The sequence below is a fragment of the Phormidium sp. FACHB-1136 genome, assembly GCF_014697375.1.
Taxonomy (GTDB): Bacteria; Cyanobacteriota; Cyanobacteriia; order Phormidesmidales; family Phormidesmidaceae; genus Nodosilinea.
In genome coordinates this window covers 45,070-56,505 of sequence record NZ_JACJRS010000031.1, presented here as the reverse complement: position 1 = coordinate 56,505, position 11,436 = coordinate 45,070, and the positions used below count along the sequence as shown (strand labels likewise).

At 58.2% G+C, this 11,436-nt stretch carries 13 protein-coding genes; 4 read left to right on the top strand and 9 right to left on the bottom strand.

Annotation, left to right across the window (positions count from 1 at the left end; translation table 11 throughout):
• Window positions 1-184: hypothetical protein (locus H6G62_RS11580; RefSeq protein WP_190492888.1), on the top strand; the 184-nt coding region annotated here is incomplete at its 5' end.
• Between the two features lie 38 nt (window positions 185-222).
• Here the strand turns inward: H6G62_RS11580 and nblB are convergent.
• Window positions 223-885, bottom strand: a complete 663-nt coding sequence (nblB, locus tag H6G62_RS11575) for a phycobilisome degradation protein NblB (RefSeq protein ID WP_190495209.1) — start codon at window positions 883-885, stop codon at window positions 223-225.
• A 100-nt stretch (window positions 886-985) separates the two neighbouring features.
• Window positions 986-1,552: a thioredoxin family protein gene (locus H6G62_RS11570; RefSeq protein ID WP_190495207.1), complete on the bottom strand. Its 567-nt coding sequence runs from the start codon at window positions 1,550-1,552 to the stop codon at window positions 986-988.
• A 79-nt stretch (window positions 1,553-1,631) separates the two neighbouring features.
• Between H6G62_RS11570 and H6G62_RS11565 the strand changes: the two genes are divergently transcribed.
• Window positions 1,632-2,036: an NIL domain-containing protein gene (locus H6G62_RS11565; protein WP_190495206.1), complete on the top strand. Its 405-nt coding sequence runs from the start codon at window positions 1,632-1,634 to the stop codon at window positions 2,034-2,036.
• A 188-nt stretch (window positions 2,037-2,224) separates the two neighbouring features.
• Here the strand turns inward: H6G62_RS11565 and H6G62_RS11560 are convergent, their stop codons facing one another.
• The 3 genes from H6G62_RS11560 to H6G62_RS11550 form a co-directional block, all read right to left on the bottom strand.
• Entirely contained in the window at window positions 2,225-2,689 is a 465-nt protein-coding gene (locus H6G62_RS11560) for a hypothetical protein (RefSeq protein WP_190495205.1), read from the bottom strand.
• Window positions 2,690-2,801: 112 nt separating this feature from the next.
• Window positions 2,802-3,158 carry a rhodanese-like domain-containing protein gene (locus tag H6G62_RS11555; protein WP_190495203.1) on the bottom strand — a complete coding sequence of 119 codons (357 nt, stop codon included), beginning with the start codon at window positions 3,156-3,158 and terminating at the stop codon, window positions 2,802-2,804.
• A 6-nt stretch (window positions 3,159-3,164) separates the two neighbouring features.
• Window positions 3,165-4,046, bottom strand: a complete 882-nt coding sequence (locus H6G62_RS11550) for a 4-hydroxybenzoate solanesyltransferase (RefSeq protein WP_190495201.1) — start codon at window positions 4,044-4,046, stop codon at window positions 3,165-3,167.
• A 162-nt stretch (window positions 4,047-4,208) separates the two neighbouring features.
• Between H6G62_RS11550 and H6G62_RS11545 the strand changes: the two genes are divergently transcribed.
• On the top strand, window positions 4,209-4,967 hold the full coding sequence (locus tag H6G62_RS11545) for a Uma2 family endonuclease (RefSeq protein WP_347239340.1): 759 nt from the start codon (window positions 4,209-4,211) through the stop codon (window positions 4,965-4,967).
• 44 nt (window positions 4,968-5,011) lie between these two features.
• Here H6G62_RS11545 and H6G62_RS11540 read toward each other — a convergent pair whose 3' ends face one another.
• Both H6G62_RS11540 and H6G62_RS11535 read right to left on the bottom strand, forming a co-directional pair.
• On the bottom strand, window positions 5,012-6,307 hold the full coding sequence (locus tag H6G62_RS11540; RefSeq protein WP_190495199.1) for a CO2 hydration protein: 1,296 nt from the start codon (window positions 6,305-6,307) through the stop codon (window positions 5,012-5,014).
• Between the two features lie 50 nt (window positions 6,308-6,357).
• A complete protein-coding gene (locus tag H6G62_RS11535; protein ID WP_190495197.1) occupies window positions 6,358-6,957 on the bottom strand; it encodes a hypothetical protein in 600 nt (199 codons plus the stop codon).
• A gap of 278 nt (window positions 6,958-7,235) precedes the next feature.
• Here H6G62_RS11535 and H6G62_RS11530 point away from each other — a divergent pair, with 278 nt between their 5' ends.
• A complete protein-coding gene (locus H6G62_RS11530) occupies window positions 7,236-7,661 on the top strand; it encodes an NUDIX hydrolase (RefSeq protein WP_190495196.1) in 426 nt (141 codons plus the stop codon).
• Between the two features lie 83 nt (window positions 7,662-7,744).
• On the opposite strand, the gene H6G62_RS11525 is transcribed toward H6G62_RS11530, so the two are convergent.
• On the bottom strand, window positions 7,745-9,304 hold the full coding sequence (locus H6G62_RS11525) for an NADH-quinone oxidoreductase subunit M (protein WP_190495223.1): 1,560 nt from the start codon (window positions 9,302-9,304) through the stop codon (window positions 7,745-7,747).
• Between the two features lie 130 nt (window positions 9,305-9,434).
• Window positions 9,435-11,303, bottom strand: coding sequence for an NAD(P)H-quinone oxidoreductase subunit F (locus H6G62_RS11520; RefSeq protein WP_190495194.1), 1,869 nt, complete (start codon window positions 11,301-11,303; stop codon window positions 9,435-9,437).
• Window positions 11,304-11,436 lie beyond the last annotated feature (133 nt).

Sequence of the window (11,436 nt, the reverse complement as noted above, 5' to 3'; positions counted from 1 at the left end):
CCTCCGCTGGCTCAAGGGTGCCGTCAACAAAGGGCGTCCGTTGCTCCAACCCATCCCCCTGCTCACCGTTGACCCTGAACCCTGCTTTGCCTCTAAAAACGCCGAAGACCAGTACTATGACCGCATCTGGTTCTCTAGGATCCAGTCCATACGATGTCAATTGCCCCCCTGGGAGGCGGCATAAAGATGTGTCAGGCAGTCAGGCGGTGTCCACTGTGGGGATTAGGGACGGCGGTGCTGTGCAGCGGCCTCTGCCACAATGGCTGAACTGTCTTGGGTAAGGCTATTGAGGGCGGTCTGGGCCTCGGGTTGGGGAAATTGGGCGAGAGCTTGCACCAGGCGATGGCGCACCTGCCAATCGGGGTGGCTGGTAAAGGAAAGTAGGAGGGGAATGGCCCGCTCGTCTTGGAGTTCGCCTAGGGCACCGATGGCGGCGGTGACGACGAGGTCGTTGTCTGACTGAATGGCCTCTTGCAGTAGGGCAAAGGCTTGGGGGTCGCCCAGTTCGCCCAGGGCCGCGATGATACTGAATTGCACCAGCCACTCTCCGGTGCTGTGATACACCGCTGCCAGGTCGGCATAGGCGCTGCGGAGTTGCAGTCCGCCAATGGCGTCGGCGGCAGCGGCCTGTACGTCTGGTTCGGGATCGTTGGTGAGGGCGCGGCGCAGCAGGGGTTCCACGGTGGCAAGGTCTTGTTGCCCCAGACTAGCAAGCTGGCTGATGGCGGCATAGCGGACGCGGGCGTTGCCATCGTTGGCAGCAAGTTGGGCCAAGTCAAAGGCAACGGCGGGGTCGAGATCGCGCATTTGGTTCACGGCCCGCAGACGATCACCATAGTCTTCAGAATGCAGTAGTTCGCGTACAGAATCGGGGGTAATCGCCATTTCGTAGCCTCCAGCACATAACTCCTCCCTACTACTATCGGCTATTTCGAGGCCGTTAGGGTAGGGGGGCGCTGGTTGGCGCAGTCCTTCCTGGCGAGGTTTAGTTGACGACTTGGCTACCGTGGGCACGGGGATCATCAATCACCGCACGGCGGCTGAGGGGATCGGTGGGAATTTCGGAGGCGCGGCCTAGGGTTTGGACGTGGGGCAGGGGGGCCGAGGCGATGAGGGCATCGAGGTTGTCGGCCAGGATGGTGCGAGGTTGTTCGCCAATGGCGGTGGCGATGGGGGTATGGCCCTGGTCAAAATAGACAAAGTGGGGGATGCCATCCACCCGGTATTCCAGCATTTCCGGTAGCCATTTGTCGTTGTCGATGTTGAGCATGACAAAATTCACCCGGTCGCCGTAGGTTTGGCGCAGGTCAGCCATCTCTGGGGCCATGGCCTGACAACTGGTACACCAATCGGCGTAGAACTCTAGTAGGGTGGGCTTGTCGTTAGTTTGGGCCAGTTCGTAGGGGGTGGCGGTTTGGGCCAGGGAGGCCAGGGACGGAGTGGCCGATTGGGTACGCAGACCAAAGAAAACCGCGACAGTGAGGGCAATGGCTACCACGGCCACCACCAGATTACGCAGGATATTGCCAGAGGAAGGAAGGTTTGCGGCCATGGGGAGGTGAGGGAAACTAGCGGTACAGTGAAGACACGGTAGCAGCCTCAAGGCCGTACCCTTATTTAGTCTACCAGCCATGAAAAAACGGGTTAAACTCACCTTCCCCAAGCGGTCGATTCACATGCCGATCACCTATCGGCTGGCCAAGGATTTCAATATTGCGGCCAACATCATTCGCGCCCAGGTGGCCCCCAACCAGGTAGGGACTCTGGTGGTAGAGCTGTCGGGGGATATCGACCAGCTTAACGACGGTATCGACTGGCTAGAGGCCCAGGATATTCAGGTCTCGGTGGCCAGCGGCGAGATTGTGATTAACGAGGATCTCTGTGTCCATTGTGGGCTGTGTACCGGGGTGTGCCCCACCCGCGCCCTCACCCTCGATCCCACCAGCTTTCAGCTCGTCTTCAACCGCAGCCGCTGCATTGTCTGTGAGCAGTGTATCCCTACCTGCCCGGTGCAGGCGATTTCTACGAATCTGTAGCCCTCACCCCCAGCATCTTTCCCAGAGACCTTTCATCCCAAACCCACTTGGCTATCCCCAAGCCCTCAGTGGTGCATGGCGGCTCATCAAAGCGATCAAATCCTTGCCAGATCGGGGTGCAGCCACAAATGCACCCTAGGGTTCTGCCTTTTGAGAATCGAGGCTATGGGGTTTGGGTTGGGTTAAGGCTAACGAATGCCTGCTTTTTCAAGCTGTTGGCGCAGGCGGCGGAGGTGGCTGGCGCGGCTACCCAGGTTCGCGATTTTTCCGGCAATCAGCACGTAGATTTTGCCAGAGAAACGGCCCGATAGCCCCGTGCGTTGGTAGACCAGAATGCCGTCTTCGCGGGCATCGGGCACTTCGCTATAGCCCATCTCGGCCAGAATATTGGTGAGCTGTTGCTTAAAGGTTTTTTGATTGGGGCAGGTGAGGGTGAGGGTGCTGCTGCGGTTGAGGCTGGCTCCTACGAGGCCACCAATCACCCCAAACAGCAGACCAAACGGGTTAGCTCGGCCCGTTTCTAGACCGATCCCCAGGGTTTGCGTGGCCATCAGCGTGGTGACTAAGGCCGAGCCCACAAAGTAGTAGAGAAACGTGACCCCAAAGCCTGGGCCTTGGGGCAGGGTGGGGGTCTCATCGGGGGAAGGGGACATGGTGGGAAAGCGAGGAGAAATTCAACAGGTTGGAAGCCTTGGTGCGGTCGGGGCGGCTATCTGTAGGGTAGGCACAGTTCACCCCTGGAAAGTCGCTTGCCGAGAAAATGCCCTAGTACCTGGGGACGGAGCGATCCACCACCGTGGAGTAGGCGTCGATGCCGCCGCTGATGTTGTGGAGATGGGTGAACCCCTGCTGAGCCAGCCACGCGCACATTTGGGCGGAACGCATCCCGTGGTGGCAAAGGACGGCGGTTTCCTTGTCGGCCTCTAGCTGGCTGTGGATGGTGTCGCCCCAGAGACCAAATTGGCTGAGGGGCAGGTTTACAAATCCGGGTAGACTCGCTAGGGCCAGTTCGTCGGGTTCTCGCACGTCGATCAGTTGCAGATCATCCCCTGCCGCTAGCCGTTGGGCCAGGGTTTCTACGGACATGGACTGGAAGGGAGGGGTTTCAGGTGACATCGCCATGGTGAATTACAAACTTCCAAAGATCATCCCCAACAGCACCATAAAGCCTAGTTGCACATTCTGTCGAAAAATTTTGCCGTAGATTCGAGGGGGCGGGTTGTAGCGGCTGAGCAAGTAGGACTGGCGCGACCACAGAATAAGGGAAAGGGCCAGACTCACCCAGTAGGGCCAAGCTAGAAAGAGAACAACGCCCAGCCACACCAGCAAAAACCAGGTGCCCAAAAAGCAGAAGCCTACCACTTGGGGGGTGTAGTCGCCAAAAAACAGCGCCGCTGAGTTGACCCCAATCCGCCGATCATCCTCCCGGTCGGGAATGGCGTAGACGGTGTCAAAGCCCAGCGTCCACAGCACCACCGCCAGCCAGAGAATCCAGGCCGGAAGTTCTAAGCTGCCTGTCACCGCTGCCCAGGGGATCAACACCGCAAAGCCCCAGGCCAAGGACAGCACCAGTTGCGGCACCGGAAACACCCGCTTGGCCGCCGGATACAGCAAAATGAACGGCACCGCCAGCACAGAGATCCAAAAACTGAGCCGATTCAGATACAGCGACAGACCATAGGCACAGATCAGCGACACCACTAGCACCACCACAGCCACCGCTACCGAGAGTTCGCGAGACGCCAAGGGCCGTTTTTTCGTGCGCTGCACCTGGGGATCAATATTGCGATCCCAGAGGTCGTTAACCACACAACCCGCCGCACTGGTGGCCAGGGTGCCCAACACGATGATCCCCACCAGGGGCCAGGGGGGCTGCCCCGCCGCCGCCAAAAACACCGACCACAGGGCTGGGATCATCAAAATGAGGCGACCTGTGGGCTTATCCCACCGCAGCAGGCGCAAAATGGCTCCTATCGTGGACGGGGCAGATTGGGATGGAGAACTGGCCATAGGTTCAGGGCAACAACGGACTGAGGCAGGACGGACTGAGGCAACGTCTGGAAGGCGGCGGCGGAAAAACGTTACCTAACGTTACTAAATTGTAGGCACTTTCGCCCCCAGTCCCCTAGGGCTGGCCTACCATAAAATCACTGTTGCTTTTCCCATCCTGCCGTGACTGCCGCTCTCCCCCGTCCTACGGATGTGGCCCTAGTGCTGAATCCTGACCCCATCGACTACCCCAGTTCAGACGGTGAACCCGTGGCCGAAACCTATACCCATTTCTATGCCCTGCTGGTGACCCTGGAGGTGCTGCGGCAATATATGGAGGGCCAACGGGCCACGGTGCTGGCCAACCAGTTTCTCTACTACTCCGAGGGGATGCCCCGGCTGCGGGTGGCCCCGGATGTGATGGTGATTTTTGATGTGGAACCCGGTGGCCGCGACAACTACAAAATTTGGCAAGAGGGCCAGGTACCCAGCGTCATTTTTGAGATGACCTCCGCCAGCACCCAAGACCAAGACAAAACCTTCAAGAAAACCCTCTACGAACAAATGGGCGTGGCGGAATACTGGCTATTCGACCCCCGTGGCGAATGGGTGGAGGATCAACTGCAAGGCTATCGACTGGAACACGAAATCTACCACCCGATCACCGATGGCCGCAGTGCCCCCCTCAATCTACGGTTGCAGGTGGAGGGCGATCTGATTGGATTTTACCGAGAAGATACGGGGGAAAAACTGCTGATCCCCAGCGAACTCTCCCAAGCCCTGCGGCAGGAGGCCATCGCTCGCCAACAAGCCGAACAACGGGCCGACCAGGAACGTCAGCGGGCCGACCAGGAACGCCAGCGGGCCGAACAAGCCGAAGCCCGCCTCGCCGCCCTAGAAGCCCGTCTAAAAGCCCAGGGCATTGACCTAGAGGGAGAGTAGCCCTTAGAACCTCGGTCTCCTCAAGAAACCGAGGTTTTGCTGACCTAGCGGTACTCCTGGCGCTGGATATCGCGCAGGCGAGCTTCGGGGCGCAGGAAGCGATCCATTTGGGCCTCGAAGAATTTGCGGTTAGCGGCGAGGTGACGGGGGTTGGGGTCATCTAGGGGATAGAGCAACGCCGTCCGCAGGGCTTGAATCACCGCAGAAGTCACGTTATACATCGACCGCTGGAAGGTGATACCGAGCTGAATTAGCATGTCGTCTTCGCCGCGACAGTGTTGATGGTAATAGTCGAGCAAATACTGGGGCAAAAAGTGCAGCATATCCTGCATCAGCAGCGTGGGAGGAATGCCCGCACTGCCCACCGGAAACACATCGGCGTAGAGAATGCCATAGTGGAAGTCGTTTTGATCCATAGGCACCTGACCTGCCTGGGCGTTGTAGGATTTGGTGCCTCGGAAGGGGGCGGTGCGGTAGAAGACGGCCTCCACATAGGGCAATGCCGCTTCATAGAGCCAGGTGAAACCGCAGGATTTGGGAATCAGTTCAAAGCATTCGTCGCCAATATAAACATGGTGATAAATGGGCCGCCCTGCCACCGCAAAAATTCCGTTCACCAGGAAATTCATGGCGTCGGGAACACCCTTAAAGCCGCCTTCATCAAAGATATCCGACATCTCGAAAAACACCGGAGCCATGACTTCCCAAAATAGGCCCAGGTTGGAATAGTAGGACAGCTCGCGGCACTTTTCGTAGAACATTTCCGGGAACAGCTTGTGCAGCCCCAGCATCACCGGATTGCCTTTGAAATAGGCTTTAATGGCCCGATCACAGGCCGCTTTGTATTCGTCGGTATAGAGGTAGTCGTTAAACCGTCCGCCCATATCCTGATGCCACAGCATCGCTGTCATACAGGCTTCGGCAAATTCCATATTCACCCGGTCGTGCCAGAGGTGATGGAAAAGTTTGGGCAGCTTGCGCTTCATTTCGCCCTTTTCCATAAATTCCAGCAGTTCAGGGTGAGCGGTAGCTTCCCCTCGCCAAATGCGGAGGTCAGCGGTGTCGCCAGCGTAGTGATTGTGGAGGTCTAAATAGTCCTGGGGCAAGAAGTATTTAAAGGCCGGAATTGGGTTCAAAAACACCCGCTCGGCAATGTAGAGCAAATCCCGCCAGTAGAAATCCATCGGCACTGCATAGGCTTTGTAGATGCCGATAATTTGCATCAAATTTTCCGGCGTATCCGGCAGCATCGAGCCACCCGCTTCTAGGCGGTGAATCACATCCGCATGGGGATGGGTGGACGGGGGGATTAGGGTGGGGGTTTCGGTGAGGGTAGGCATGGTGGTTTTGGGGTGAGAGTATTGGGGTATGGGGTATGGGATATGGATAATTAGAAATCCGGGTCGATGAAAATTTGTGTGCCGTCGGCGCGGATAATGGTGATGACATCAAATTCGCCCTCATCCCAGCGACCGATCAGGGTGATGACTTCTCCCTGGGGGATGTCAATCACCTGATTCTCCCGAGAGCCTGCATCCGCCAAAATCACCCCGGTGGCCGTTTGGACAAACCATTCGTTTTCGTCGTCCTCCCCGTAGCCCACCACGGTTCCCGTTAGGGTTTGGCCCGGTTGAGGTCTGTTACCTTGGGACCGCATATCGTTCTGAAATGGGTCTTGATGCTGTCCTCGGGTAGAAGATGGCCGATCTCGCCCACCAGCCCAAGGGGGTGGCCCTTGTAGAGGGCGGCCAGTGGCAATTTGAGTGCCGTCGGCGCGGGTAATGGTGATGACATCAAATTCCCCCTCATCCCAGCGACCGGTCAGGGTGATGGCCTCTCCTTGGGGAATGTCAATCACTTGAAACCAACGAGGGCCAGCATCAGCTACGACCACCCCAGTCGCTGTTTGGATCAGCCATTCGTTTTCGTCGCCTTCCCCATAGCCGATGACGGTACCCGTTAGGGTTTGCCCAGCAACGTTCGCGGGCAAATCACGGGCAAGGGTTGGAGCGGTCGGTAAGACTGTGAGTGGTTCTACTCGTCCAGCTAACCATCCACTTATTAGGGTCGATCCTAAAACTAAAAGCGTGTCAATCATAGGTTTCCAGAGTGAGGTAGACGGGGGCAGAAGGAAGCATAGGCAAATGATTCAGGTGCGCAGGGTGCATTAGTGCATAGGGTGCATTAGGCCGAAGATAAGTGCCGTAGGATGGGCATTGCGCATTATTTAAACGGTGGGACAACGTCGTTCGATGGGGAATGTCATCCATGGGCAAAAAGCGGATTCGGCCAACGGCGATTTGTGTGTTGCGACGGGGGGATGAGTTGCTGGTTCATGAGGGCTACGACCCGGTGCGGCAGTTTGGCTATGCCCGTCCGTTGGGGGGCGGCATTGACCTGGGGGAAACCAGCGCGGCGGCGGTGGTGCGGGAAATCCGCGAGGAATTGGGAGCCGAGATTACCGACATTGCCTTGCTGGGGGTGGTTGAAAACATCTTTGAGTTCCATGGCGAAACGGCTCACGAAATCCTGTTTGTCTACAGCGGGCGGTTTGTGGATGAGTCGCTTTATCAGCGGGATGTCCTGGATGGCTTGGAGGGTGATGAACCCTTCCCGGCGGTGTGGCGATCCCTAGCTGAGTTGCGCGATGGCCCTCATCAACTTGTGCCCCCCCAGCTTTGGGATTTGTTGTAACCCTCCGTCGGGCGTGTAGGTTGCATTAGACAGCCCTCACCCCCAGCCCCTCTCCCATGGGGAGAGGGGGGCCGGATCAGGGGTTAGGGCAGGAGGGTTGCGACGGGGAAGGAGATCACCTCGTCTGGGACAATCTCTGTCGGCGGTTGCTCGATCACCTCATCGGCGACGACCTCGGTTAGGGTCATCGGCAGATGGGCGACCATGGCGGTGGCGGTGGGTTCGCCCCATTTCACTAGCCAGTTGGGCTGAATGCCGAGGAAGAGAATGAGGCCAGCCAGGATGTAGGCCGGGAGCTTTTCGGAGAAGGTGACCTTGGGGAAGTAGGCGATTGCGTTATCGAGCTTGCCGAAGCAGGTGCGGTTCAGCAAAATCACGAAGTACACCGCCGTTAACCCGGTGCCCACCACGCCCAGCAGGGTTTGGATGGGGTAGACCGCATAGCTGCCCTGGAACACCAGAAATTCCGTCACAAAGCCCACCAGACCGGGGATGCCAGCGCTGGCCATGCCGCCCAACACCAGCAGAGCGCTGATCATAGGCAGGCCGCGCACGGGGTTCATCAGGCCGTTGAGGACATCCAGTTCACGGGTGCCCACCTTGGTTTCGATCACGCCGACTAGGTGGAAGAGGATAGCCAAAATCAAACCGTGGGAGACCATTTGGCTGACGGCTCCGGTGAGGGCCAAGTCGGTCATGGCTGCGCCGCCCAGCAGCACGTAGCCCATGTGGCCAATGGAGCTATAGGCCACCATGCGCTTGATGTCCTTTTGGGCAATGGCCGTTACTGCGCCATACATCAGGCTCACCGCTGCCCATACGGCCAGGTAGGGAGAAAGCTCTGCCCAGGCATCGGGGAATAGACCCAGGCCAAAGCGAAACAGGCCGTAGGTGCCCAGTTTGGCTAGCACGCCCCCCAGCATCATCGCTACCGGGGTACTGGCGGAAACGTAGGTATCGGGCAGCCAGGTATGGAAGGGCACCAGGGGAATTTTGATGCCAAAGGCCACCAGCAACAGCCCCAGCAGAATCAGTTGCCACGTCATCGGCAACCCGTGACCCATCACCGCCTGGTAGGTGAAGTTCTCGGCCCCGCTGAGCCACACCACACCCAAAAATCCCGCCAGCATCAGCGCCCCAGAGAGGGCCGTATAGAGCAGAAACTTCGTGGCTGCGTAAGTCTTTTGGCCCCCGCCCCAGATGGCAATCAGCAGGTACAGGGGCACCAGCTCAATTTCATAGAGCAGGAAGAACAGCAGCAGGTTATCGGCCAAAAACGCCCCCGCCACGCCGCTACTTACCAGCAGCAGCAGACTATAGAACAGCCGAGGCCGCTCGGTTTCGGGGGAACTGCTCCAGATGGCAATCCAGGTGATCAGGCTGTTTAGACCTACCATCAACAGGGACAAGCCATCCAAACTGAGTTCGTAGTTCAGCCCTAGGAACGGCAGCCAGGGAACAAACTCACGGAACTGGAAGCCGCCGAAGGAGAGGTCAAACTGGGTGAACAGCCACAGCGTCCACAGCAGCGCTGCCCCCGATACCACCAGGGCACCCTGGCGCGACCGCTGACTAGACAGCCCTGGCCAACAGCCAATGGCCACCGCGCCAACCAAGGGAATTAGGAGAAGGGGAGTGAGCAACATAGCGAGAATCGTATAGGGATTTGTGATGGAGAAGACTGGCCCTCTCTCCTAGGGGAGAGGGATTTAGGGTGTAGCTTGCTTCCCGTAGGGTGGGCGGCTCGGCCTCTAGGTGAGGGGGAAACTCGGCCTAAAACAGCGCGGTCAACGACGACCAGCCCAGCAGAATACCAATCACCGCCACGCCGACCGCAATGGTGAGCACGTAGAACTGAAGCCGTCCGCTGTTGCCGTATTTGAGGGTTTCGCCGCCAAAGAGGGAGGCCAGCCCGATGGCGTTGACCAGGCCATCCACCACGTAGCGATCTAGCCAGTCTGTTGCCCGCGAGAGCAGATCCACGCCCAGAACAAAGGTGTTGCGGTAGATCTTGGGGGTATAGAAATCGTAGGCCAGCAGGTTTTGCAGGGGTTTTTGCACCAGTTTGGCGGGGCTTTCTAGCACTCGGTTGACGTAAAGCAGCGTCCCCACGGCAGCGCCCAGAATGCTCGACCAGGTGAGCAACAGCGCCATGTCTTGGCTGACCTCGGCCCAGTTGGGCAGTAGATTCAACTGCGCCATCACCAGGGGCAAATGCAGGGTAAAGCCCGCCACCAGGGTCATGGGGATGGTCATCAGCCAGATGGGTTCTGGGGCGCGGATGGTCATCTGTTGGGTGTTGCCTGCAAAAATCAGGCCAATCATCCGAGCGAGGCTAAAGGCCACCAGCCAGTTCACAATCAGCACAATCGCCACCAGCAGTCCCCGCTGTTCCGCCCACAGACCCGACACCAGGGACAGCATCGCCCAAAAACCACCCAAGGGAGGGAGCGCCACCAGGCCAGCCGCTCCAGCCAGCATCGACATGGCCGTTACCGGACGCCGACCCCACAGCCCACCCATCTGGGTCAAATCTTGGGTGATGACGCTGAGAACAATCGACCCCGAACCCATCACCAGCGTGGCCATGCCCAGAGCGTAGATCAGGGCCAGCAGCAGGGCCACATTGGGCAGGTGGGCACCCACGGCAATGAACATCAGCCCCATGTAGGCACTGCTGAGGTAGGACAGCACCCGTTTAATGTCGATCTGGGCGGCGGAAATCAACGTCGCCCCTATGGCCGTTACCGTGCCTACCGCAATGGCAAAGGCGCTAGCGGTGGAAGACAGGGCAATCACAGGTTCCAGTTTCACCAGAATCCACACCCCGGTTGTCACCACCACGGCATTCCGCAGAATGGTGCTGGGTAGGGGGCCTTCCATGGCCTCATCCAACCACAGGTGCAGCGGAAACTGGGCGCACTTACTCATGGGTCCAGCAATCAGGCCAATGCCGATCAGCGTCAGCAAACTCGGTTCAATCCCGGTTGCCGTCTGTGCCCAGGCCGCTAGTTCCCGAAAGTCCCAAGTATGGGTGAGGGGATAGATGGCGAGCACCCCCATCAGCAGCACCAGGTCGCCGACGCGCTTGGTCAAAAAGGCATCCCGCGCCCCCGTCACCACCAGGGATTGGTTGTACCAAAAGCCCACCAGCAGGTAGGTGCCCAGGGTGAGGATCTCCAGCAGCATGTAGGAAAATAGCAGGGAGTTACACAACACCAGGCCACACATGCCCGCCTCGAACAGGGCCATCATGGCGAAGAACCGTCCCCAGCCCCAATCCATCTCCAAATAACCCACCGCGTAGATTTGGGCCAGCAGATTGAGGCTGGTAATCAGCACACAGGCCCCTAGGGTAATGGCGTCGGCCTCCAGGGGAATGGTGAGATCCAGCCCCGCCACATTGAGCCAGGGGGCAAAGAAAAACTGGGGCGATGACTTGCCCCAAAAAGCCATAAACGCCAGCAGACTGTGAATCAAGGCAAAAGCCGTCGTCACAATATTGATATAACCCGCCGGACGTGGCCCCGTGCGGCGAATCATGGCAGGCGACCAGGGGATGGTGAGCAGCGCCCCCATCAGGGGATAGAGCGGGATCAGCCAGCTCGTTTCGGCCAAGAGCGGAGTGAGGAACAGGGTCATAGACAGGCTACTCTCTGGCAACGGGACAGCAAAGAAGGGCGTTAGGTCGTGGGTTGAAACCTGAAAAGATCTTAAAGTAAATTGACTTTAATCAATCAACTTTAGTTTTCGATAGACTTAATGCTATCTACAT